The organism is Dactylosporangium sp. NBC_01737, assembly GCF_035963215.1.
In the GTDB taxonomy this organism is placed as follows: domain Bacteria; phylum Actinomycetota; class Actinomycetes; order Mycobacteriales; family Micromonosporaceae; genus Dactylosporangium.
Genome location: NZ_CP109153.1, coordinates 5,153,706 through 5,177,092, shown reverse-complemented (window position 1 = coordinate 5,177,092; position 23,387 = coordinate 5,153,706). Strand labels below are relative to the sequence as shown.

Annotated in this window: 18 protein-coding genes; 8 read left to right on the top strand and 10 right to left on the bottom strand. The window is 73.7% G+C overall.

Annotated elements, in window-relative coordinates; translation table 11 throughout:
• Positions 1-714: 714 nt before the first annotated feature.
• Positions 715-1,848, bottom strand: a complete 1,134-nt coding sequence (locus OHA72_RS23380) for an oxygenase MpaB family protein (RefSeq protein WP_327009910.1) — start codon at positions 1,846-1,848, stop codon at positions 715-717.
• A 248-nt stretch (positions 1,849-2,096) separates the two neighbouring features.
• On the opposite strand from OHA72_RS23380, the gene OHA72_RS23375 reads away from it, so the two are divergent.
• The gene (locus OHA72_RS23375) at positions 2,097-3,308 is read left to right on the top strand and encodes a TetR/AcrR family transcriptional regulator (protein ID WP_327009909.1); all 1,212 of its coding nucleotides are present in this window, start codon (positions 2,097-2,099) and stop codon (positions 3,306-3,308) included.
• Positions 3,309-3,336: 28 nt separating this feature from the next.
• Here the strand turns inward: OHA72_RS23375 and OHA72_RS23370 are convergent, their stop codons facing one another.
• Entirely contained in the window at positions 3,337-6,132 is a 2,796-nt protein-coding gene (locus OHA72_RS23370; protein ID WP_327009908.1) for an AfsR/SARP family transcriptional regulator, read from the bottom strand.
• A 132-nt stretch (positions 6,133-6,264) separates the two neighbouring features.
• The gene (locus OHA72_RS23365) at positions 6,265-7,647 is read right to left on the bottom strand and encodes a cation:dicarboxylate symporter family transporter (protein WP_327009907.1); all 1,383 of its coding nucleotides are present in this window, start codon (positions 7,645-7,647) and stop codon (positions 6,265-6,267) included.
• Positions 7,648-7,726: 79 nt separating this feature from the next.
• Here OHA72_RS23365 and OHA72_RS23360 point away from each other — a divergent pair, with 79 nt between their 5' ends.
• The 7 genes from OHA72_RS23360 to OHA72_RS23330 all read left to right on the top strand — a co-directional run bounded on the left by OHA72_RS23360 (position 7,727) and on the right by OHA72_RS23330 (position 15,909).
• Positions 7,727-9,298 (top strand): sensor histidine kinase, encoded by a 1,572-nt coding sequence (locus OHA72_RS23360; RefSeq protein ID WP_327009906.1) that lies wholly within the window; start codon positions 7,727-7,729, stop codon positions 9,296-9,298.
• Positions 9,295-9,969 carry a response regulator gene (locus OHA72_RS23355; RefSeq protein WP_327009905.1) on the top strand — a complete coding sequence of 225 codons (675 nt, stop codon included), beginning with the start codon at positions 9,295-9,297 and terminating at the stop codon, positions 9,967-9,969. The genes OHA72_RS23360 and OHA72_RS23355 overlap by 4 nt, the downstream gene beginning before the upstream one ends.
• A 75-nt stretch (positions 9,970-10,044) precedes the next feature.
• The gene (locus OHA72_RS23350) at positions 10,045-10,641 is read left to right on the top strand and encodes an SDR family oxidoreductase (protein ID WP_327009904.1); all 597 of its coding nucleotides are present in this window, start codon (positions 10,045-10,047) and stop codon (positions 10,639-10,641) included.
• Positions 10,642-10,713: 72 nt separating this feature from the next.
• A complete protein-coding gene (locus OHA72_RS23345) occupies positions 10,714-12,147 on the top strand; it encodes a glucose-6-phosphate dehydrogenase (protein ID WP_327009903.1) in 1,434 nt (477 codons plus the stop codon).
• A gap of 44 nt (positions 12,148-12,191) precedes the next feature.
• Positions 12,192-14,495, top strand: coding sequence for a xanthine dehydrogenase family protein molybdopterin-binding subunit (locus OHA72_RS23340; RefSeq protein WP_327009902.1), 2,304 nt, complete (start codon positions 12,192-12,194; stop codon positions 14,493-14,495).
• Positions 14,492-15,421 (top strand): FAD binding domain-containing protein, encoded by a 930-nt coding sequence (locus OHA72_RS23335; RefSeq protein WP_327009901.1) that lies wholly within the window; start codon positions 14,492-14,494, stop codon positions 15,419-15,421. Before OHA72_RS23340 ends, OHA72_RS23335 begins: the two co-directional genes overlap by 4 nt.
• Positions 15,418-15,909, top strand: a complete 492-nt coding sequence (locus OHA72_RS23330; protein WP_327009900.1) for a (2Fe-2S)-binding protein — start codon at positions 15,418-15,420, stop codon at positions 15,907-15,909. Before OHA72_RS23335 ends, OHA72_RS23330 begins: the two co-directional genes overlap by 4 nt.
• 2 nt (positions 15,910-15,911) lie before the next feature.
• Here the strand turns inward: OHA72_RS23330 and OHA72_RS23325 are convergent, their stop codons facing one another.
• From OHA72_RS23325 to OHA72_RS23295, 7 genes are all read right to left on the bottom strand, one after another.
• On the bottom strand, positions 15,912-17,399 hold the full coding sequence (locus OHA72_RS23325; protein ID WP_327009899.1) for a glycosyltransferase family 2 protein: 1,488 nt from the start codon (positions 17,397-17,399) through the stop codon (positions 15,912-15,914).
• 43 nt (positions 17,400-17,442) lie between these two features.
• Positions 17,443-18,447, bottom strand: coding sequence for a cellulase family glycosylhydrolase (locus OHA72_RS23320; protein ID WP_327009898.1), 1,005 nt, complete (start codon positions 18,445-18,447; stop codon positions 17,443-17,445).
• Between the two features lie 1,105 nt (positions 18,448-19,552).
• The gene (locus tag OHA72_RS23315) at positions 19,553-20,623 is read right to left on the bottom strand and encodes a hypothetical protein (protein ID WP_327009897.1); all 1,071 of its coding nucleotides are present in this window, start codon (positions 20,621-20,623) and stop codon (positions 19,553-19,555) included.
• Positions 20,624-20,705: 82 nt separating this feature from the next.
• Positions 20,706-21,698 carry an AAA domain-containing protein gene (locus OHA72_RS23310; RefSeq protein WP_327009896.1) on the bottom strand — a complete coding sequence of 331 codons (993 nt, stop codon included), beginning with the start codon at positions 21,696-21,698 and terminating at the stop codon, positions 20,706-20,708.
• Entirely contained in the window at positions 21,695-22,339 is a 645-nt protein-coding gene (locus OHA72_RS23305) for a protein kinase family protein (protein ID WP_327009895.1), read from the bottom strand. Before OHA72_RS23305 ends, OHA72_RS23310 begins: the two co-directional genes overlap by 4 nt.
• A gap of 108 nt (positions 22,340-22,447) precedes the next feature.
• Positions 22,448-22,588, bottom strand: coding sequence for a hypothetical protein (locus OHA72_RS23300; protein WP_327009894.1), 141 nt, complete (start codon positions 22,586-22,588; stop codon positions 22,448-22,450).
• A 222-nt stretch (positions 22,589-22,810) separates the two neighbouring features.
• A complete protein-coding gene (locus OHA72_RS23295; RefSeq protein WP_327009893.1) occupies positions 22,811-23,068 on the bottom strand; it encodes a hypothetical protein in 258 nt (85 codons plus the stop codon).
• Between the last annotated feature and the right edge of the window lie 319 nt (positions 23,069-23,387).

Genomic DNA, 23,387 nt, shown 5'->3' with positions numbered 1-23,387 from the left:
CGGGGCAGCCCTGGACACATCAGCCGGCCGTCTCAGCCGGCGATGAAGGTGTACGGCCCGCCGTCGACCGTGTTGCCGTCGGCGAGGGTGCCGAAGCCGATGGTGAGCGTGTGGGTCCCCGGCGTGGCCGGCGTGTAGCCGAAGCGGCTCCACGCTCGCCGTGCCGTCGGGACCGGCCGGCACGACGTGCTCGACGGTGTTCTTGAACCGGTAGACGTAGTCGACGACGTCGGTGGTGCCCGGGTGGAAGACGATGGTGCGGTTCTGGTTGAATGCGCCGTCCGGGTCGAGGTCCTTGATCGTCGGCGCGACGCTCGCGACCCGGTAGTCGAAGGTGGCCGCGGGCGAGGTGTTGCCGACCCGGCCGACGCCGACCACGACGACGTGGTGCACCCCGGACGCCGCCGGCGTCCACGGCACGGTGACGCTGCCGCCGGGCTGGCCCGCCGGCAGGAGGGGACCGGACGCCGCGTCGAGGCCCCATCGGAAGCCGACCACGTCCGGGTCGCCGTCCGCGGAGCACGTGAACGAGGTCGCGACCCCGGGCCGGCCCGGCTGGCCGCCGGTCGCGGACACGGTGATGCTTGTGAGCGAAGGCACGGGTCGGATCGTAGGGCGGCGGGCCGCGATCCACTGCCCCGATCGTCCAGAGTGGACATTCGTGGCAGACAGGGACGTCGGAGCCGGGAGGCGGCCCCTCCCGGCTCCCCCGGCTCAGGGCCGGTTGCCGGTCGGGATCGTGATGAGGGTGGTCGTCGGCGAGGCGACCTTGTTCAGGAACAGCATCGCCAGGGCGCGGATGAACTGGTCGAAGATGTAGAAGCTGACGGGCGCGATCGGGATCAGGCCCTCCCGGAACGCGATGTAGGCGGGCCACGCGGTGCGGATGAGGGTGGCCGCCGCGTAGTCGCGGGGCAGGCGCAGCCAGTCGCCGATCTCGTTGCTGAGCACGTAGCGGACGAACTCGTTGAGGAAGCCGCGGGTGACGCCCAGGTCGATCTGCGCGGTCAGGCCGAGCAGGTCCTCCGCGAGGGCCTTGCCCTCCACCGATGGGGACAGGATCGGGGTGAGGGCCTGCGCCGACTGCGCGTAGGCGGCGGCCCACGTCTGCGGGATGAACTCGTCGCGCACGCCGAGCAGGTGGATGGCGACCTGCCAGCTGTGCAGGAAGGCCTCCTCCTCCGCGGTCGTCATCGGCACCTTCCATTCGCGCAGCTTCTTGTGTACGAAGGTGCCGAGGCTGTGGAAGGTGACCAGGATGTCGCCGTTGCTGATCGGGATCCCGCCCGGCTCGTTGGCCACGGCGCGCCAGTGCGGCGACTGCGGCAGCAGGTGGCGCACCGCGGCGTGCACCAGGCGGGTCTTGTTGGCGGTGACCACGAACTGGCCGTTGGGCTCGAACGCGGTCAGCTCGCTCAGGTCGTAGCCGAAGGTGAACGTCTTGGCCGCGCGGTCCTGCATGTTGGCACCGCCCGCGGACCAGTAGACCGACTTCGCCTCGCGCGGGATCACCGTGCTCATGATGCCGCTGCCGAGGCCGTAGAGCATGAACAGATAGGTGTCCTTGCGGCGGTTGAAGTCGGCGGCGAGACGCAGCTTGGTCCGGTCGGCCCAGGAGGGCAGCTTGTTGACCCCCTGCAGGTAGGTGCGCAGTTCGGCCGGCAGGCCGCTGGGCAGCGGGTCCTGGTTGTTCACCCAGGTCCGCATCGCGGTGTTGACCGCCGGGACCTGGCCGTTGTCGAGCAGGCCGGCCAGCAGCCGGTCCACCTCGTCGTCCCAGGCCCACCACGGGTCGGCGCCCGCGGCGGCATGCGCTGCCGTGGCCGGGACGGCGCCCACCGCGCTCACCAGGCCCAGCGCGACACCGAGGGACAGAACACTCCGTCGGTTGAGATTGTTCATTAACTTACCCCGCTTCCTTGGAGGCATGGGCGCTGCTCATGCAGGGGTCGACCGTGGCGGACGGCGACTATCTCACGACTGTCGATGCGAGATTCTCCGTTAACATAGCGAAGCGGTGCGCCGGTCGGCAAGGCATCACGGCCGTGAATCTGCGTGGCCGTCGCCCGGTCATGTGTCAGGATCGGCGGCATGCCATGGGAGGTCGCCGCGTCGCCGAGGTGCTCGCCGAGGTGCGGATCGTGACCACCGGGTCGGCCGCGGCGGTCCGGCCGCGCAACCGCAGGCAGCTCATCGTCGAGTCGGCCGGCCGGATGTTCAGCGAGCGCGGCTACCACGCGGCGTCCATGGACGAGATCGCGGCGCGGGTGGGCATCACCGCCGCCGCCCTGTACCGGCACTTCCCCAACAAGTACGCGCTGTTCGCCGAGTGCGCGAACGTCATGGTCGACCGGCTCGTCGCCGCGCTCGACGAGGTGCCGCCCGGGGCGTCCCTCGCCGAGGTCTTCGCCGCCGCCGCCCGGGTCACCGTGGCCCATCGCGCGTCGGGCGGGGTCTACCGGTGGGAGGCCCGCTACCTCGACCGTGAGGACCGGCGGGTGCTCAGGACGAAGTTCGCGCACGTGGTCGGCCGGGTCACGGACGCCGTGCGGCGCGAGCACCCGCGGGCCGGCGAGCACCTGCGGGCCGTGGCCGCGCTCGGCGCGATCGGGTCCATCACGATGCACCACACCTCGATCGCGCAGCGCCGGGTCGAGGAGCTGCTGGTCGCGGCGGCCCTGCGGGTGGTCGCGACCGACCCCGCGGCGGCCACCGGCATCGCGCACCTCGTCGACCTGCCCGCCCAGCCCGTGGCGCGGACCCGGCGCTCGGAGATCCTCGCGGCCGCCGTCCCGCTGTTCGAGCGCGACGGGTTCGCCAACGTCACCAACGGCAGGATCGCCGAGGCCGTCGGGCTGGTCCCGTCCGCGATCTACCGCTACTTCCCCGGCAAGGCCGACATTCTCGCGGCGGCGTGCCTGCAGGCGGCGGCGCTGCTGGCCCAGGCGGTGGAGCAGAATCTCCGCGGGACGTCCGACCCGCACGACGCGGTGGTCGCGCTGACGGCGACCTTCGTGGCGTACAGCTTCGAACACACCGCACTCACCAGCGTCGCCGACGCCGAGCTCGCCGGCCTGCCGGCCGACCTGCAGCGGCCGCTGGTCGTCGCGCAGCGCGAGCACATCGCCGTGTGGGAGCAGCAGCTGCGCTCGGCACGGCCGGAGCTGGACTCGCGCCAGGCCCGGGTGCTGATCCACGCCGGCTTCGGCGTGGTCGTCGAGGCCGGGCGCAGGCTGCGGTGGCAGGACACCCCGGAGCACCGCGACACCGTCGCCGCGCTGCTCATGAGCGCCCTGGGCTGCCGCTGACCCGGCCGCGCCGCGGCGACGCCCGGGGTCACGCCCGGTCCGCGCAGGACGCCAGCTTCCGGCGGATCTCGGCGGACTCCGCGTGGCCGAGCGCGTCGAGGATGTCCAGCGCGGCCCGCCACGACCGGGCGGCCGTCGCGGGGTCGCCGGACGCGAGCTGGGTGTCGCCGAGCCGGTGCAGGCTGGCGGCCTCGTAGTAGCGGTCCCCGAGCGCGCGGCGGTGCTCGATGGCCCGCTGGTAGCACGCGATGGCCTCGCCGTACCGGTCGAGGCTGTGGTGGGCGTAGCCGAGGCTGTCCCAGGTGGCGGCCTCGCCGTCGCGGTCGCCGATCTGCTGCTGGAGCGCGAGCGCCTCGTGGCAGGCCACGATCGCCCGTTCGTGGTCGCCGAGCTGGGCGTGGCACCACCCGGCCGAGTTCATCGCGTTGGCCTGGCCGGGCACGTTGCCCGCCAGCCGGAAGAGGTCCAGGGCCAGCCGGGCGTGGCGCAGCGCCGTGCGCGAGTCGCCCTGCTGCTCGAAGACCGCGCCGAGCCCGAGATGGGTCTGGCCCTGGCCCGCGTGGTCGCCGCACCGGCCGAACAGGCGCAGCGCCTGCTCGTAGTGGTGCCGCGCGTCGCCGGGGCGGCTCAGCTTGGCGTGTGCGCGGGCGAGGTGATGGTGCGCGTGCGCCCGCCCGGCGTCGTCGCCCGCGGCGGCCCGCAGGGCGATCCACTGGGTGGCGGCCTGGTCGTGCCAGTGCCCGCGCCACTGGAAGTAGGTGCACAGCGTCCAGGCCAGTCGCCCGGCGTCCGCCTCGAACCCGGTGGCCGCCGCCTCCAGGGTGACCGCGACCAGCACCCGGTGCTCGGTGACGAACCAGCGCATCGCCTCGTCGCGGTCCTGCGGCGTCTGCGGTGTCGCGCCGGGAGGCACCGGGTCCAGGACGATCGGAGGTTCGCGGTGCGGCAGCAGCAGCCGGTCCGCGGCGCGCGCGGTGTGCAGGTAGTGCCCGATCATCCGGCGGCGCGCCGCGTGCACGGCGTCGGGTCCCTCGGCGGCGCGGGCGACCTCGGCCGCGTACGCGTGCAGCAGGTCGTGGCAGCCGTACCGGCCGGGGCCGGGCTCCGTCACGAGGTGCGCGCGGGTCAGCTCGGCCAGGACCGGCCGGACCTCGGACTCCGGCGCCCCCGCCAGGCTCGCCGCCGTCGCCAACCCGATCGACGGGCCCGGATGCAGGCCGAGCCGCCGGAACATCGTCGCCGCGGCGGGCGCGAGGGCGTGGTACGACCACGAGAACACGCTGCGCACCGCACTGCCGTGTTCGTCGGTGCCGAGCGCGTCCAGCCGGAGCCGCTCGTCGTGCAGCTCACCGGCGAGGTCCCGCAGCGAGCGGTGCGGGCCGGTGGCCGCGCGGGCGGCCACGATCGCCAGTGCCAGCGGCAGGCCCGCGCACCGGGCGACGACGTCCGCCACCGCGTCCGCCTCGGCCGCCAGGCGGTCCTCGCCGAGCCGGGCGGCCAGCAGGTCGCGGGACTCCGCGGCGTCGAGCAGATCCAGCCCGATCGGGTGGGCGCCGTCCGTGGCGATCAGACCGGTCAGCTGGTTGCGGCTGGTGATCAGCACGAGGCAGCCCGGCCCGCCCGGCAGCAGCGGGCGCACCTGCGCCGTGTCGCGGGCGTTGTCCAGGACGATCAGCATCCGCCGGGTGGCGACCAGGCTCCGGAACAGCGCCGTCTGAGCGGCGAGGCTGGCCGGGACGCGATCCTCCGGGACCTGCAGCGCGTCGAGCAGGTCCCGCACGGCCTCGGCCGGCTCCACCGCCCGCCCGCTGCCGTCGAACCCGCGAAGGTCCAGGAAGATCTGCCCGTCGGGGAAGCGGTCGGCGACCTGCTGCGCCCAGTGCACGGCCAGTGCGGTCTTGCCGACGCCGGCGGTGCCGGACACCACCGCGATCGTGGCGCCGGCCGTCACCTTGTGCAGCCGGGCGAGCTCGGCGGCCCGGCCGGTGAAGCCGCGGACGCCGGCCGGGAGCTGCGCGGGCACGGGTGCGGCCGCCCGGGCGCGGTGGTCGCCGGCGGTGCCGCGCTGCCCGGCGCCGTGCAGCAGGTCGGTGTGCGCGCGGACCAGGTCCGCCCCGGGGTCCACGCCCAGTTCCTCGGCGAGCCGGCGGCGGACCTCGCTGTAGAGCATGAACGCCTGCCCCCGGCGGCCGGCCGCGCCGTACGCCCGGATCAGGCGTGCCTGCGCGACCTCGTCGAGCGGGTTGGCGGCCGCCGCCTCTTCGAGCTTCGGCAGCACCTCGGCCGCCGACCCGAGATCGATCATCAGGTCGCCGTACCGGGCGAGCGCGACCCGCTGCTCGCCCGCGAGGGCCATCGTGCTGGGGTGCCCGGCGAGGGCCGGGATGTCGGCGAGGGGCGGGCCGTGCCACAGCCCGAGCGCCTCGTCGAGCAGCGCCGCCGCCTGCCGCGGGTCACCGGCGAGCCGCAGGCGCTCCGCGGACTCGACCAGCTGCCGGAAGCGCAGCAGGTCGACCGCGGCCGCCGGGGCCCGCAGCGCGTAGCCGTCCCCGACCGGCACCAGCAGGCCCGACCGGGCCCGCGCCGGCCGGTCCGGCTCCAACCGGCGGCGCAGCCGCAGGACGTGGGTCTGGATGACGTTCACGGCGGACACCGGTGGGGTCCGGCCGGCCCAGAGAATGTCCATGATCGCGGCGCGCGGCACCACCTGCCCACCGGCGACCGCGACCAGGCCGAGGACCGCCCGCTGGGCGGCGGATCCGAGGTCGAGCCGCTCACGGTCGCGCCAGGCGGCCACGTGGCCGAGCACCTGGATCCGCAGCACCACAACCCACCCGCGCGCCTGGAGGAAGCCTCGCACTTTACGTCAACGGCCATCGATGCGGCAACGCGGTCCCACATCCAGGAACCGGCCCAGGCCGGCCGGCCTCCGTGCGGCACGGAGGCCGGCCGGCCGTTAACCGTCCACTGTGGACAGCTTGGCCGGGACGGGCGCGGGCGCCTGCGCCGCGGCTGGCTCCTGGGCGTCGAGCATGGTCGCCTCGTCGAAGGGCAGCTCGCCGCCGAGCACCGCGATCGAGCGCTGCCGGTCGAACTCCCCGGTCCAGGAGCCGACGATCACCGTGGCCACCGCGTTGCCGGCGAAGTTGGTCAGTGCGCGGGCCTCGGACATGAACCGGTCGATGCCGACGATGAGCCCGACGCCGTCGACCAGGTCCGGGCGGTGGGCCTGCAGGCCGCCGGCGAGCGTCGCCAGGCCGGCGCCGGTCACGCCGGCGGCGCCCTTCGAGGCGATCACCATGAACACCAGCAGCGAGATCTGCTGGCTGATCGACATCGGCCGGCCGACCGCGTCCGCGACGAACAGCGACGCCATCGTCAGGTAGATCGCCGTGCCGTCGAGGTTGAACGAGTACCCGGTCGGCACGGTGATCCCGACGACCGTCCGTGACACGCCGAGGTGCTCCATCTTCGCGATCAGCCTCGGCAGCGCCGACTCCGACGACGACGTCGACAGGATCAGCAGGAACTCGCGGGCCAGGTACCGCAGCAGCAGGAAGAGGCTCGTGCGCGCGATGACGCGCAGCAGGACGCCGAGGACGAGCACGACGAAGATCACGCAGGTGAGGTAGAACCCGAACATGATCTGCAGCAGCGCCGTCAGCGCCTTCCAGCCGCTGCCGCCGACGACCGCCGCGATCGCGCCGAACGCGCCGATCGGCGCCAGCCACATGATCATGGCCAGGACGCGGAAGACGAGCCGCTGCAGGTGCTCCACGCCGCGCAGGATCGGCTCGCCGGACCGGCCGAGCGCCAGCAGCGCGAAGCCGACGAGCAGCGCGACGAGCAGCGTCTGCAGCACGGCGCCGGAGGTGAGCGCGGACAGCAGCGTGGTCGGGATGACGCCGAGCAGGAAGTCGACGGTGCCGCCCGAGCCGCCGGCCGCGGCCTTGGCGCCGGCGGCCTTGGTCGCGGCGGTCAGGTGCAGCCCGGCGCCGGGGTGCAGCAGGTTGCCGACGACCAGACCGATGGCGAGGGCGACGGTCGACATCACCAGGAAGTACCCGAGCGCCAGGCCGCCGATCCGGCCGACCTGCGCCGCCCGGCGCACCGAGCCGACGCCGAGCACGATCGTGCAGAAGATCACGGGCCCGATCATCATCTTGATGAGGTTGACGAAGCCGGTGCCGAGCGGCTTGAGCTCGACGGCGGCCTTCGGGGCGAGCAGGCCGACGGCGATGCCGGCGGCGACCGCCACGATGACGGCCAGGTAGAGGTAGTGCGTCCGGTCGCGCCTCGGCGCGACGGCGGCGGCGGGGGTGCCTGCGGAGGTGGACATGTCACGAGGTTGCCGATGCTCGTGACTCAGGTCACTATTTCGTTCATTGCGTACATGTGACCGCAGAAAGGCGGGCGACGTGTTCCACCCGCGGCGCTGGAGCCTGGCGCGGCAGCTGCTCGCGCTGCAGACCGTCGTCATCAGCGTGCTGATGGCCGGCGGCATCGCGGGCGCGTACCTGCAGGCCAGGCGCAACAGCCTGGCCACCGCACGGGAGACGGTCCTCGCGGTCGCCCGCACCGTCGCCGACGACCCCGCGGTGCTCGCCGCGCTGCGCCGGCCCGACCCGGCCGCCGTGCTCCAGCCCCTCGCCGAGCGCATCCGCGCCGACACCGGCACCACGTTCGTGGTCGTGATGAGCCCGAGCGGCATCCGGTACACCCATCCCGATCCGGCCCAGATCGGCGGCCGGTTCATCGGGCACATCGAGGGCGCCACACCCACCGGGCCGGTGACGGAGACGTTCACCGGCACGCTCGGCCGGTCGGTGCGCGCGGTCGTGCCGATCCTCGACGGCGGCGAGGTGCGCGGCCGGGTCGGCGTGGGGATCCTGCTGGACACGGTCAGCCGCGGGCTGCGGCAGCAGTTCCCGCTGCTGCTCGGCGCCGCGGCGATCGCGCTGCTGCTCGCCGGGGCCGGCTCCTGGCTGGTCGGGCGGTGGATGCGCCGCCAGACGCACGACCTGGGCCCGGCCGAGCTGGCCCGGATGTACGAGTTCTACGACGCGGTGCTCCACGCCGTCCGCGAGGGGCTGCTGCTGCTGGACCGGCAGGGCCGGCTGCAACTGGCCAACGACGAGGCCCGCCGGCTGCTCGGCCTCGACGGCGACCCGGTCGGGCGCCCGATCGGCGCCGTCGGGCTGCCGGAGCCGCTCGCCGCGGCCCTCGCGGCCGGGCACGCACGCACCGACGAGCTCCACCTCACCGGCGACCGGGTGCTCGTCGTCAACCAGGCCCCGGCGCGGTGGGACGACGCCGAGCTCGGCACCGTCGTGACCCTGCGCGACCACACCGAGCTGCAGGCCCTCACCGGCGAGCTCGACTCAGTGCGCGGCTTCGCCGAGGCCCTGCGCGCGCAGGCACACGAGTCGGCCAACCGGCTGCACACGGTCGTGTCGCTCATCGAGCTGGGCCGGGCGCCGCAGGCACTGCAGTTCGCGTCCGCGGAGATCGCCGCCGCCCAGCAGCTCACGGATCAGGTCGTCGGCGCCGTGCGGGAGCCCGTCCTCGCCGCGCTCCTGCTCGGCAAGGTCACGCAGGCCAGCGAGCGCGGCGTGGAGCTGCTCGTCGCCGAGGACGCCGACGTGCCCGAGGGCGCGGTCGCCCCGCGGGACCTGGTGACCATCGTGGGTAACCTGCTGGACAACGCGATCGACGCGGCCGTCGCCGCGCCGCCGCCGCGGTGGGTGCGCATCGGCGCGGCGGTCCGCGACGGCGAGCTGGTGCTGGGCATCAGTGACAGCGGACCGGGCCTGGAGCCGGCCGACGTCACGCAGGCGTTCCGCCGCGGCTGGTCGACCAAGCAGCCCGCCGGCCGGGGGCTCGGGCTGGCGCTGGCCGGCCAGGCGGTCAGCAGGAACGGCGGCACGATCGACGTCGCCGGCTCCGCGTTCACGATCCGCCTGCCGGTGCCGGCCGAGGCACCGCGGTGATCCGGGTCCTGGTCGTCGAGGACGAGCCGATCGCTGCCGACGCGCACGTCGTCTACGTCGGGCGGGTGCCCGGCTTCGAGGTCGCCGGCAGCGCCGGCACCGGCGCCGACGCGCTGCGCCGGCTCGGCCGGGTGCCGGTCGACCTCGTGCTGCTGGACATGCACCTGCCGGACCTGCACGGGCTCGAGGTCGTGCGCGCGATGCGGGCCGCCGGTCACCGCGCCGACGTGATCGCCGTGACCTCCGCCCGGGACCTGGCGGTGGTGCGCGCGGCGGTGTCGCAGGGCATCGTGCAGTACCTGCTCAAGCCGTTCGTGTTCGCGACCCTGCGGGACAAGCTCGAGCGCTACCGGGACTACCGCCGGCAGGTGCTCGACGCCGGCTCCGTCTCCGATCAGCACGAGGTCGACCGGTTGCTGGCCACGCTGCGCAGCGCCGACCCGGTCAACCTGCCCAAGGGCATGAGCCAGGAGTCCCTCGACGCGGTCTCCGCGTCCCTGCGCGGCGCCGACGCGGGCCGGTCGGCCGCCGAGATCGCCGCGGTGCTCGGCGCGTCGCGGGTGACGGCGCGGCGCTACCTGGAGCACCTCGCCGAGGTCGGGCTCGCCTCCCGCCACGCCCGGTACGGCAACGCCGGCCGCCCCGAGGTCGAGTACCGCTGGAAAGCGTGACCGCACCGGCTACGGGTACACCGCGCCGGTCGCGCTCCTCGCGCTGCCCAGTCTCACAGGAAGGCAGGTAGGCAGATGTCCACCAGCAACCAGCGTGTGTTCCTCGCCGGGGCGTCCGGCGTGATCGGCCGGCGGCTGATCCCCCGGCTGGTCGAGGCCGGGTACACCGTCGGCGGCATGACCCGCTCGCCCGGCAAGACCGACCTGATCGGCCGGCTCGGCGCCGAACCGATCCTGTGCGACGTCTTCGACCGCGACGCGCTGATCCGGGCCGTCCGTGACTTCGCCCCGGACGTGATCATCAACGAGCTCACGGACCTGCCGGACGACATCGCGGACGTCGGCGCCCACACGGAGGTGAACGCCCGCATCCGCACCGAGGGCAACCAGAACCTGATCGACGCCGCGCGGGGCAGCGGGTCGCCCAGGATCCTGGCGCAGACCGTCGCATGGCAACTGCCCGATGGGCCGGACGCGGCGGCCGCGGCGGAGCTGGAGCGCTCCGTCCTCGCCGAGGAGGGCGTCGTGCTGAGCTACGGCCAGTTCTACGGCCCCGGCACCTACCACGAACACGACGTCCCCGCGGAGCCGCGGGTCCAGATCGACCGCGCCGCCGAACAGACGGTCCAGCTGCTGGACGCCCCGTCGGGCGTCGTCGTCATCACCGACTGACCGGAGGGTGAGAGTGCGGGTCATGCTGCGCACCCGCACCCGCTGCCCCCGCGCGCTCCATACGCTGTGATGATGTCGACGACGACCCGTGCCCGGCGTGACAGCGTCGCGCGTGTTCCACGGCCCACCGTGTTCGTGCTGTTCGGCGCGACCGGCGACCTCGCGAAGCGGATGGTGCTGCCGGCGTTCGCCACGCTCGCCGCCGAGGGGCTCCTGCCGAAGGAGTGGGTACTGATCGGCAACGGCCGCGGTGACATCGCGCACGAGGACTTCCGCGAGCACGTGCACAAGGCGCTGAGCGAGTTCGGGCCGCGGCCGGAGCGGCGGTGGTGGCGCGACTTCGAGCGGCGGCTGCTGTTCGCCGGTGGCGGGTTCGGCACCGACGACCCGGGCAGCCTGCTCGACGTCATCGGGCAGGCCCGCTCGCGGGTCGGTCACGCGGCGCAGCTCGTGCACTACCTGGCCGTGCCGCCGGTCGCGTTCGGCGGGCTCACCGAGGCGCTCGGCGCGCACGGGCTCACGGCGCACGCGCGGGTCGTCTACGAGAAGCCGTTCGGCACCTCACCGCAGACGTTCCGTGCACTGAACCGGACGGTGCGGCGGGTCCTCGACGAGTCGCAGGTGTACCGGATCGACCACTTCCTCGGCAAGGAGGCGACGCAGGACCTGCACGTGCTGCGCTTCGCCAACGAGATCTTCGCCGCCATGTGGGACCGCGAGCACGTCGAGTCCGTGCAGATCGACGTGCCGGAGACCCTCGGCGTCGACGACCGCGCGGGGTTCTACGACGCCACCGGCGCGGTGCTGGACATGCTGGTCACGCACCTGTTCCAGGTCGCCGCCGAGGTCGCGATGGAGGCACCGGCCACCCTCGGCGCCGCGGACCTGCAGGCGGCGCGGGAGAAGGTGATCCGCTCGTTCCGGCCGCTGGACCCCGCCGAGGTGGTCCTCGGGCAGTTCAGCGGGTACCGGGACGTGCCGGGCGTGGCGCTGCGCTCCAAGACGGACACGTTCGTCGCGGCGCGGCTGTGGATCGACAACCCGCGATGGCGCGGGGTGCCGTTCCTGCTGCGGACCGGCAAGCGGATGGCCGCCAGCGAGCAGCGCGTCAGCCTCGTGCTGCGCACCCCGCAGCACCCGATCACCTGCCTGCCTTCACAGGCGAATGTGTTGTCCTTCTCCCTTTCGGGCTCCGGCGAGATCGACCTGCGCCTGCTCGCCAAGCGACCCGGCGTCGACCTGCGCGTCGAGCCGGCGACGGCGCGGCTGCCGCTGTCGCAGCTGCCGGACGCCGCGCCCCTGCCGCCGTACGTGCGGCTCATCCACGACGTCCTGCTCGGCGACCGTTCGCTGTTCACCCGGCCGGACGGGCTGTCCGCGGTGTGGAAGGTCGCGCAGCCGCTGCTGGACAACCCGCCGCGGCTGGCCACGTACGCGCCGGGATCGTGGGGGCCGGCCCGGGCGCGTGCGCTCGCCGCGCCGCACCAGTGGCTGCTCGGCGAGTAGAACGGCGGGAGTTTGTGCGAGGCCGTCCCGGGCAGTGCCGCGGCGTGAACCTCCTCGACGTGGGCACCTGGGTCAGGCGTGAGGACGCGCGGCTGCTGTCGGGCCGGGGCCGGTACGTCGCCGACATCCAGGTCCCGGGTTGTCTGGACGCCGTGTTCGTGCGCGGCCGCGTCGCGCACGGCACGCTGCGCGGCGTCGACTGCACCGCCGCCCGGCAGGTCCCCGGGGTCGTCGGCGCATGGTCGGCCGCCGACCTGCACGACCTGCCGCCGTGCGCGCACGCGGTCGCCGACCTGCCGGACCTGCCGCCCATGCCGCACACGGTGCTGGCGAAGCTGTCCTCGGACGAGGCGGTCGCCGGCCGGGAATGGCCGGTGCTGGTGAAGGACCGCGTCCGGTACCCGGGTGAGGCCGTGGCCGTGGTCGTCGGCGAGGACCGGTACCGGGCCGAGGACGGCGCGGCGCGGGTCGCGTTCCGGATCGACCCGCTGCCGGCGGTGGTGACCCCCGCGGAGGCCCTGGACGACACGGTCCGCCTGTTCGACGGGCTGAGCAACGTCGCCCTCGAAGGGTCGGCGGGGCAACCCGTCGACGGTTCGGTGTGGCAGCGCGCGGCGGCCGTGGTCGAGGGCAGGTACCGCCAGGCGCTGCTGCTGCCGACGCCGATGGAGTGCAGGACGCTGCTCGCCGTCCCCGAGGGCGACCGGCTGACGGTGTGGTCCGGGCATCAGGCGCCGCACCGGCTGCGCCGGGAGCTGGCCGCCGCCCTGGGCCGGCCCGCCGACCGGGTGCGGGTCGTGGCGCCCGACACCGGCGGGGCGTTCGGGTCGAAGAGCGCGTCGTTCCCCGAGTACCTCGCGGTCGCGTTCCTGGCGGTGCGGCTCGGGCGGCCGGTGCGCTGGATCGAGGACCGCCTGGAGTCGATGCTGGTCGCGACCCGCGGCCGGGGACAGGACCAGCACGTCCGGCTCGCCGCCGACGCCGACGGCCGGCTGCTCGCCTACGAGCTGCACATCGATGCCGACGTGGGCGCCTACCCGCACATCGGGGCGGGGCTGCCGATGCAGACCGCGTGGATGGCGACGGGCCCGTACACGACGCCGCAGGTGCACGCGACGCTGCGGTCGGTGCTGACCAACACGATGACCACCTACCCGTACCGCGGGCCCGGCCGCGCCGAGGCGACCATGGCCCTGGAACGGTCGATGGACACCCTCGCCGACCGGCTGGGCATCGACCCGGCGGAGCTGCGCCGGCGCAACCTCATCCCGCCCGGCGGGTTCCCGTACCAGACGCCGACCGGCCGCCGCTACGACAGCGGCAACTACGCCGCCGCGCTCGACCTGGCCCTCGACACCGTCGGCTACGACGCGTGGCGCGCGGAGCAGACCCGCCGCCGCGAGGACCCGGACGCCCTGCCGCTGGGCATCGGGCTGTCCTGCTACGTGGAGCGCTCCGGCGGCGAACCCGGCGGGCTGCACGAGTTCGGCAGCCTCGAGGCCGGCGAGGACGGCACGATCACCGCCCGGTGCGGCGCCGCCTCCAGCGGCCAGAGCCACGAGACGGTCCTCCCCGCGCTGGTCGCCGCGACCCTCGGCGTGGACGCCGCCAGGGTCCGGCTGGTCGAGGGCGACACCGCCGGACTGCCCGACGGGATCGGCTCCTTCGCCAGCCGGACCGCGCAGGTCTCCGGCGCGCTGCTGCAGCACCTGTCCGCGCTGCTGGCCGACGAGGCCCGGGACCGGGCCGCGAAACTGTGGGACGTCCCGCCGGAGACCGTGCAATGGTCCGGCGGCACCGTGCACGGCGCCCGGGACGGCGCGCCGGCGATGGACCTCGCGGCGCTGGTGCGGGCCACCGGAGCGCTGCGGGTCGAGGACCGCTTCGAGTCGGGGATGGCGTTCCCGTTCGGCACGCACGCCGCGGTCGTCGAGGTGGACCCGGAGCTCGGCACCGTCCGCGTGCTGCAGCTGGTGACCGTGGACGACTGCGGCGTGGTCCTCGACCCGGCGGTGGTCCACGCGCAGTCGTTCGGCTCCGCGGTGCAGGGCCTCGGTCAGGCGCTGTACGAAGGCTTCTGCTTCGACGACGACGGCGTCCCCGTGCTCGCCGAGGGGCTGCTGGACTACCTGCTGCCGACGGCCGCCGAGATCCCGCCGGTCGCGGTCCGGGACACCTGCACGCCGAGCCCCGAGACGCGGCTCGGCGCCAAGGGTGCCGGCGAGTCCGGCTGCATCGGCACCCCCGCCGCGGTGCTCAACGCCGTGGCCGACGCGCTGCGGCCCGCCGACCGTGACGTGCTGCAGCTGCCGCTCACCCCGGACCGCGTGTGGCGGGCCGCCCGGTGAAGCCACCCGTCTTCGACTACGTCGCGCCGTGGTCGATACCCGAGGCCGTCGACGCGCTCGGCGACCCGTCCCGCAGCGCCGCGGTCATCGCCGGTGGGCAGAGCCTGCTGCTGGAGATGCACCTGACGCGGCGCGCACCCGACCTGGTCGTGGACATCAACCGGATAGCCGGGCTCGACGGCCTCGGCGTCGACGGCGGCGCGCTGCGGGTCGGCGCCCTGGTCCGGCACGCGGCCTTCGAGGCGCCGCACGCCGTGCCGGGCCCGCTCGGCGCCCTGTTCGGGCAGGCCGTCACCAACATCGCGCACCCGCCGATCCGCGCCCGCGGCACCCTGGCCGGCAGCCTCGCCTGGGCGCACCCGGCGTCGGAGTGGTGCGCGGTCGCCGTGGCCCTGGACGCCGGCGTCGCCCTGCAGGACCGCGACGGCGTGCGGGAGGTCGCGGCCCGTGACTACTTCCTGGGGCCGTACCGGACCGCCCGCCGCCCCGGGGAGCTGATCACGTCCGTGCGCTTCCCGCTGCTCGGCGACGACACCGGGGTCGGCTTCATCGAGCACCGGCGCACGCATTTCAGCTTCGCCACGGTGGCCGTCTCCGCGGCGCTGACCGTGCGGGACGGCGTGATCAGCGACGCGCGGATCGGCCTGGCCAACGCCGCGGACCGGCCGGTGCGGGCCTCGGCCGCCGAGCGGTCGCTGATCGGCGCCGGGGCCGGCGAGCCCCTGTCCGGCCGCATCACCGACGACCACCTGTTCGGCCGCGCCGGGCGCATCGCCGCCGAGCAGGACGCCTCGCCCGTCGCCGAGCCGTACGCCGACGCCGGATACAAGCGACAGGTCGTCGCGGTCCTGGTCGGCCGGGCCCTGCGCCAGGCGGCGACAGACCAGCGCGCACGCGCCGGGCACCGCACGGAAGGACCCCGATGAAGCTCACCCTCAACGTCAACGGCGAGGACTACCCGCTGGACGTGGAGCCCCGCCGCATCCTCGCCGACGTGCTGCGGGAGGACTGCCGCCTCACCGGCACCCATCTGGGCTGCGAACACGGCGTCTGCGGGGCGTGCACGGTCCTGGTGGACGGCGAGGCGGTCCGGTCCTGCCTCATGCTGGCCGTGCAGTGCGACGGCCGGCCGGTGCGCACCGTGGAGGGCCTCACCGGGCCCGGCGGCGGGCAGCACCCGCTGCAGCGCGCGTTCTCCGCCGAACACGCGCTGCAGTGCGGCTTCTGCACCCCCGGCTTCCTGATGGTCGCCGCCGCCGCACTGGAATCGGACCCCACGCTCGCCGAGCACCCGGAACGCGTCGACGGTCTGGTCGGCTCCAACCTCTGCCGGTGTACCGGCTACGAACCGATCCGGCGGGCCGTCCTGCGCGCGGCGCACGACCTGCGACCGTCGCCGGGTCCCGGGGCATGACGTCATGACGGCTTCGCGATGACCAGGAACTTGTTCTCGGTGTGCCGGGCGAACTTCATGAACCCGCGCAGCCCCGGGATGCTCTCCATCAGCCCGAAGATCGGGATCAGCAGGATCACCGCGAGGGACTCCCACCACCTGCGCCGGCCGTCGGCGGACACCTCGGCGTTGACCCGCAGGCCCTCCCAGTACATCCAGACCACGTACGCCATGTTCAGCGCCCACAGCGGAATGACGAGCAACGTCACCGGCGAGGTGTTGGGATCGGCGATCAGCACCCCGATGAGCATCACCACGCCGACGTTCTGGATCGGGCCGACCACCCACGACATCACCGAATACCCGAGCAGCAGCCGGTTGCGCAGCTGCAGCGACGGGTTGAACACCAGGCCCGCCAGCCCCCAGGACCAGCGTTCGCGTTGCCGGAAGAAGTCGCGGAGGCTGGCCGGCGACGCGCCGTAGCACCGTCCCCCGAACCAGCCGCTGCGCCCCTCGTAGCGGGCGCTGAAGATCAGCGCGAACTGGGCGTCCTCGACGATGCTGCGCGGTCCGAAGTCCCACCCGATCGTCGCCTCGATCGAGGCCCGCACCAGCAGGAGCTCACCGTGCACGCCGGCGCGTGGCGTGCCGCTGCCGGTCCAGGCGGAGAAACGCCCCACGTCCTCGGCCGGCCGGGCCGAGTCCGCGAGCCAGGTGAGCTTGTTCGCGGCATATTCGCGCGGGTACGTCAGGATGCCCTGGGCGAGGTGCTTGCCGTCGCGGCCGGCCTGGGCCTGCTCCTCGATGAACCGGGCGACGGCCAGCGCGGTGTCGGGACCCACCCCGGTGTCGTCGTCCATGTGCAGCACCCATGCGTCGTCGCGGTGCTCGCGCTCGCAGATGCGCAGCTCGTGCGAGTAGTGCGTGGCACGGGCCTTGAACCTCGTCCCGTTGGCCGTGCGGTACCGCCGCGGCACGGTGACCAGGCGTATCAGCGGGCTTCCCGCGGCCAGCTCGGCGATCCGGTCCGCCGCCTCGCAGCCCTCGTCGATGACGATGTCGATCCTGAGCCGCGGGAAGCAGGACGGCAGGAAGGCCAGGTACGACAGCACCGAACGCTCCAGCGCCGGGTACGTGTCGTGCCGGCCGATGGTGGGCACGACGACGATCAGCAAGCTGCCGCTGACCGTCAGGCCCTGGCCGGACCACCGGGCCGCCGATGTGCGCAGTGCCTTGCGGGTCCGTCGTATGCCGACGATGCCGGTGAGCGTGGTGAAGATCGGCCAGGTCCACATCACCGTCAGCGGCCAGCCGAGCACCCCGGCGATCGGCCCTGCGAACCAGAAGTCACTGGCCATGATGACCAGGTAGGCGAGAATCAGCGGCCGGTACGCCGGCCGCCAGCGGGAGGTCCTGCGGTGCAACTCCCGCGCCTGCCTCGGCTGGAACATGCCGGGCTGCTCCATGCCGGTCTCGCCCCGGTCAGGCTGCCTTGCCGTCGATCGTTCCACGTCGGCTCTCCCTCCTCGCCCGTACCCGACGGGCGTTGAGTGACTACCCGTGGACGGGACCTCTGACCTTTCCCGCCGCCGCCTCTGCGCCCCCGTAGACCCTCGCTTCCCTTGCGGTCGCCCGGATGCCGTCGGCGCCGTCGAAGATGCGCCGCCCCCATGCCGTCGGCCGCCCGGCGTCGAAGCCGTCGGCCATGTCGAGGTACTCGACGCCGCCGCCGTTGCCGCTCCACGACCAGCCCAGGTACCCGATCCCGCGGGCCTGCGCCTCGCGCATGATCGTGTCGGCGTCCACGCCGCCGTCGGAGTGCTTCCACCCGAACTCGCCGACCACCAACGGCAACCCGGCGTCCCGGAAGGCGTCGAAGTAGCCGGTGACCTTCGCGGCGGTGCCGTACACGCCGTACATGTGGACCGAGAACACGGTGTTGCGCAGCGGGTCGGCGTCGAACACCGCCGAGGCGTTGCCGCGCATGACGCCCGACCAGTCCTGCCCCCAGTTCGGCGCGTCGACCATGACGAGGTGCTTCAGCCCGGCACCGCGCAGCTTCGCGACCGCACCCTTCGTCGCACCGGTCCACCCGGCGGTGTCATGGTTGCCGTACGGCTCATTGCCGACGTTGATGACGACGTAGGCCTCCTGGCCGGCAAGCACCTGCCGCAGCCCGAGCCAGTAGTCCGCGGCCGCGTCCAGCGTGACGGAGGCGGCGTCCTCGCCGTACCCGGTGGTGCCGTGGTACTCCAGGACGCAGATCAGCCGGTGCTGCCTGCACGTCGAGATGACGCCGGCCACCTCGTCCGCGCCGACCCCGTCCGTCAGCACCACCCGCACGGTGTTGGCGCCCAGCCGCTTGATGTCGGCGAACGACTGGTTCTGGTCCTTGTACCAGGCGTACGGGTGGCTGACGCCCCGCATGACGAAGGCCTCCCCGCCGCCCTCGACGATGTCCCTGCCGCTGACATGCAGACCGCCCTGGTTCGGCAAGGACTGCGTCGACCTGGTCCGGTGCACGGCGGCGAACCCGAACGCGATGAGTGCGGCGCACACCACTCCGACGATAACGGCTGACCTTCTCATGATCTCCCTAGGCTTCGGTCCGGATCGCGGCCGGACACGGGTGTCCCCCACCGCCGGGCACGCGCGTCCGGCGGCGCCGAGCACACGTGTCAGCGGGCGCCGAGCACACGTGTCAGCGGGCGCCGAGCACGCGTGTCAGCGGCGTCGAGTCAGGCAGGAATGGCCGGCGGTGGCGCACCCCGGGAGGTGCGCGCAGGTGCCATCCGGATGCCGCGTCGAACCCGGTGGACCCCTGTGAATCCGGCAAATGCCGTCGAGTGTACGACCCGTCCAATCACCCGCAAAGCCACCCGAAGCGCCGGACACCCCCGACCTGGCCGACAGCGACCCGGCATCCGGCCGCTGCCGACGCTCTCGGTGTGCACATTGCTGACCTGCAGCAGTCCCTGCGGGGACCGGTACGTCAGCTCAAGCTCCTCACCGGCCGCATCGGGCCAGAAACAGACTTCGGTCGGCAGCCCACTCGTCGCCGTCGAGCACCTCGCCCTGCGGCAGCCTGATCGCCACACCATGGCGACGCCGCGGGTCCACGGTCGTGGCCCGCAGCATCAGCCGGCCCTCTCCCGGAACGTGTCACCCGTGATCACCTCGCACCGCCCCCACCTGATCGGCAACGGCGCTGACGGCGGCAGTCCCACCCGCCGCCGCCGCTTGGCGAGGTCGAGCATCGCCGTGACGATCGACAGACCCGTCGTCGCGTAGCCGGTGCCGTGGTGCGCCCATTCGACACCTGTCGAGCCCGGTACGCGGCGAGAACGTGGACGTCCGCGACCTGCCCGATCCCATCGGCCCGGTGCTTGCGATAGCGGATGGCCAGCGCACCACCACCGCCGCGTACGACCACCTGCACGAACCGGCCGTCGACGTCGACCGACCGGATCGTGGTGGTGCGGCTGTCCTAGTCCGGCAACGAGTCCATCACGATGTACAGATCGTCGCCGGCCGCGGGCAGGACGTCATCATCGAAATCGGTGATCAGCAGATATCGTCCGGACAACCGTTCACCCCTCATCATCGTGACGATCGTTGCGCATGCAGGCTGACACGGCCCGCGCCGCAGCGGTGGTACGGGGGTTCAGCGGTCGGAGATCAGGGCGTCGATGCGGGCGAGCAGGTCCTCCTGGCCGGTCCGTGCGGCGTGCGCCCGCAGTTCGTCCACAGTGGATGGAGCGACCTCGTACTGGCGGCCGAGGTCGCCGAGGCGGCGGTCGAGGGCGGCGCGGCTGTCGACGTCGCGGCTCTGCGCGATCCGCAACGCGCGATCGCGCATGGCGGTGCGGCGCAGCGCCTGATCGTCGCACCACAGCTGCAGGAACTGCTCGTCGTGGACCACGTAGGAGGCCAGCCGCCGGGTGCTGGCCGCGAACGCCGACACGGGCAGGGTGCCGCGCCAGACGCTGTTGGGCTGCCGGCGCAGGATGCCACCGCCGTGCTCCTTGCGCAGCCACTCCTTCCAGTGGCGTTCGGCGTCCTCGGGCGGCGTGTCCGGCAGCGCGTTGGTAACCTCCGGCGCCTGGCGGCACAGCCCTTCGAGGAAGGCGTCACGGCCGTCGCTGGCGGCCGTGTACGCGAGCAGCCCCTGCCCGGTCCGCACGAGATACGCCGGCAGCCACGCGTCCCGCAGGCCCTCGACGCGTGGCCGGTCGATCTCGGCTGGCACGTTGTAGCCGGTTCGGTCCGGCCGGCGGACGAGGGCGTCGACGATCTCGGGGCGGAACGTGGTGCCGGCGAACAATGCGGTGAAACGGCTGCCGCGCACACCGTCCAGCGACGGGTCGGGCCGGTCCAGCACGGCGACCGCGTTGGTGTAGTGCGAGCGTGGGAATGGCCCGGCGGTGTACCGGTCGAAGAGCAGCTGCGGGCGGACTTCCTTCGACTCGTACCGGCGGCCGTCGTGCATCGAACGCCGGCCGCGTGGCGTCAGCTCGAGGCGCTCGCCGTCGGCGGTGAGGTGCCCGACGGTCATCAGGTACTGCACGCAACCGCGCACGGTGCGCTCCCCCAGGCCCAGGAAGCCGGCGACGGCTGCTGCCGTGTCGAGGCCCGCCTGGCCGACGGCCCGGGTGACGAACGAGTCGAGCAGCTCGTACTCCGCCGGGTCCTCGACCCGTGCGGTGATCTCGACCTGCCACAGTGGCCAGAGCACGGCGAAGACCCGCAGCGGCTGCACCCCCGGCGAGGCCGGCGGCGTGCTCGACCGCCCGCGCCACCGGGCAGATGGCCGCCATCTACAGCACCGCCTTGATCTCGGCGGAGGTGCGCAGGTCGCCGCTGTGCCGCAGGTACGCCGTCATCGCCTGCATGACCTGGCCGAACGCCTCGTCGCCAGCCCGTTCCAGGGTCTCGGTGTCGCCGACGAGGACGAGCTGACGGCGAGCGCGGCTGATGGCGACGTTGAACCGGCGCAGTTCGTCGAGGAAGCCGACCCGGTCGCTGGGCAGCGGACGCAGCCCGCCCTGCGGCGGGATCGCCGGGAAGTCCACGGCGGACTCGAACCGGACGGTGACGGTGCGGTCCCGGATGTGCACGACCCGCCCGCGCAGCGCCGGTCGCTCCTCGATCCGCACGACGGCGCCCCTGACGAGGTCCGGCCGCCGCAGCAGCGTGAAGTCGTAGACGCCACGGGCGGAGTAACGCTGCTCGCGGGTGGCGGCCCGCTGCCGGTAGCGCAGCGGTTCCGCGTCGCGCAGCTTCGCCGCCTCGATCTCCCGCCCCGCCTCGACGACCTCGTTCAGCACGTCGAGAAACCTGGTGTGGGCCGGGTTCACGGACGGCGGCGCGGCGACGGCCAGGCCGGTGCGCCAGGCGGCGAGCAGTTGCGAGAACGACGTGTCGAACGTCATGTCCCGCTCGCGGCGCATCCGCGCCACGTCCGCGACGTCCGGCAGCGCCCACCACGCCGCCCCGGTCCGCAGGAGCAGCGCGCCCTTGACCAGCGACGCGTGGTCCTTGAGCCCTTTGGGCGCCGCGCCGTTGATCCGGTAGGCGTCACCGTTCTGGGTCAGGCCGAGCCACAGCACGCACGAGTCGGTGTAGACGGCCAGCGACGGCCGGCCGCGGCTCTCGTCGATGCGGGCCGGCAGCCCGTCCCGCTGCGACAGCCGGGTCAGCTCCGCAGCGAGGGTCACCGGGTCGGGTAGGTCGTGGCCGAGCCGCCGCATCGCCCCCTGCGATGGTACGAGCGCCAGCGGACCCGGCAGCTGCACCTCGACGACCGTCATCGCATGCCGCCGCCCATCCGGCGCAGCTCGGCCGCGAACGGCTCGAGCCCGGCCGGGCGCAGCGCGGGGTCGGCGTTCAGCCCGCACAGCAGCAGGTCATCCAGAGCCTGCGGCACGTCCGGGCAGCTGGCCCCCACCGGCAGCGGCGGCCGGTCCGGCGGATATCCGGTCAGCGTCGCGTACAGCAGTGCCGCGAATCGGTACACGTCAACGGCGGTGTCCGGCCCGCCGGCGGTGTCCGCGCCGACCGTCTGCTCCGGCGCCCGGTGGTCCGCCGGCCCGTCGGGGACGGTCCTCGGCAGCGCGGTCAACCCGCCGTCGCGCAGCGCCGTGAGTCGGCGACGCGGGTCCACCACGACCGTGTCCGGGCCTGCGGCGCGGTGGGCGTGGCCGGTCAGGTGCAGCTCCGTCAGCGCCTCGGCGAGGGTGACGGCCGTCGCGCAGACCGCCGCGGTGGTGATCCGGTCCAGCGCCCGGCCCGGGCGCGGGCCGTACGCCTCCCGCCAGGTCGGGCCGGGCGGCCGGGCGGTGACCAGCGTGCAGGTGTCCTCCTCGTCGTGCAGCTCGACGACGGCCGGCAGCCGGTGACGTCCGGTGAGCCCGGTCAGCAGCCGTGCCTGGGCACCCAGGCCGCCCCGCACCGCCGCCGCGGCCGGCGTCGCGCGCAGTACGCGGACCTGGGCGACGCGGACCTGGGCGACGCGGGATGTTGCGCCGTCGAGGCGGTCGGCGGTGGCCTCCCGCCACAGTCAGGCACGGCCGGCACCGGCGGTCTCGAGGGCGTCGTCGTGCAGGAAGCAGATTTCCGCGCCGATCCGCCGCTCGTCACCCGGCGCCCACGCCGCGTCCGGTGGGGCGGTTGCCGGCCCGTCCGGCGGGAGGTAGAGCACCGGACGGCTGTCCGGCGGGAGGGAGGGCGCCGGCGCGGCGGCGCCGTAGTAGTGCGCCCTGACGGCGTGCGCGGCGGGAGTGATCAGGTGCTCCCGCAGGACCGTCGCATCCCGACCGCACCGGTACGTCCGGACGCAGCCCCTGCCGCCGTACAGGATGAGCGTTCCGCCGCCACCCGGTCCGCGCCCGCCCTCGTCCGCACCGGATTCGCCGGCTCTCGGCTACGTCGCGCTCGCCCTTGCGTTCGGCCTGGGCCCTGTCGGGGTCATCGTCGCGGTGGTCGCCTTTGCCCGCTCGCCGTGGATGCCCGCCAACGAGCGGGTGTGCGCACAGATCGCCGTCGTCGGCTGCTTATGGACGGTGGTCGCCTGCTGCTGCGGGTTCATCAACTCGGTGAACACCTCGTACGGTTGATACCCGCTACGGACGATCGCATCGTGCAGCACACTGACGCTCCCGAGGCAGGTCGTCACGAACACGCGGCCCTGGTCAGCCGCTGACCGGGTCATCTATGACCCTGCCGAGGAAAGGCTTGTCGAGTACCGGCTCCGCCTGAGACACGCGCTGCCGTTCGAGGTCCTCCTCTTCGACGACATCGCGGAGAAGTACTACGAGCACGCCGAGGAGGCGGATCTACCTGGAGCTCGCGGACGGCGGGATCGGCCCACGCACCCGACCGCCGCGTCGGTGACCCAGGCCGTCCGCAACCTCGTCATGGACCTCGAGGACGTGGGATGCCAGGTGAAGTACCTGATCCCGGGATCAGGACGGCAAGTACCCGGCCCCGTTCGACGCAGT

What these genes read in the sequence shown, in the direction of transcription:
- OHA72_RS23375 (WP_327009909.1), top strand. Translation starts at nt 2,097, where the DNA reads ATGGGAGGTCGCCGCGTCGCCGAGGTGCTCGCCGAGGTGCGGATCGTG.
- OHA72_RS23365 (WP_327009907.1), bottom strand. Translation starts at nt 7,647, where the DNA reads ATGTCCACCTCCGCAGGCACCCCCGCCGCCGCCGTCGCGCCGAGGCGC.
- OHA72_RS23350 (WP_327009904.1), top strand. Translation starts at nt 10,045, where the DNA reads ATGTCCACCAGCAACCAGCGTGTGTTCCTCGCCGGGGCGTCCGGCGTG.
- OHA72_RS23345 (WP_327009903.1), top strand. Translation starts at nt 10,714, where the DNA reads ATGTCGACGACGACCCGTGCCCGGCGTGACAGCGTCGCGCGTGTTCCA.
- OHA72_RS23330 (WP_327009900.1), top strand. Translation starts at nt 15,418, where the DNA reads ATGAAGCTCACCCTCAACGTCAACGGCGAGGACTACCCGCTGGACGTG.
- OHA72_RS23310 (WP_327009896.1), bottom strand. Translation starts at nt 21,698, where the DNA reads ATGACGGTCGTCGAGGTGCAGCTGCCGGGTCCGCTGGCGCTCGTACCA.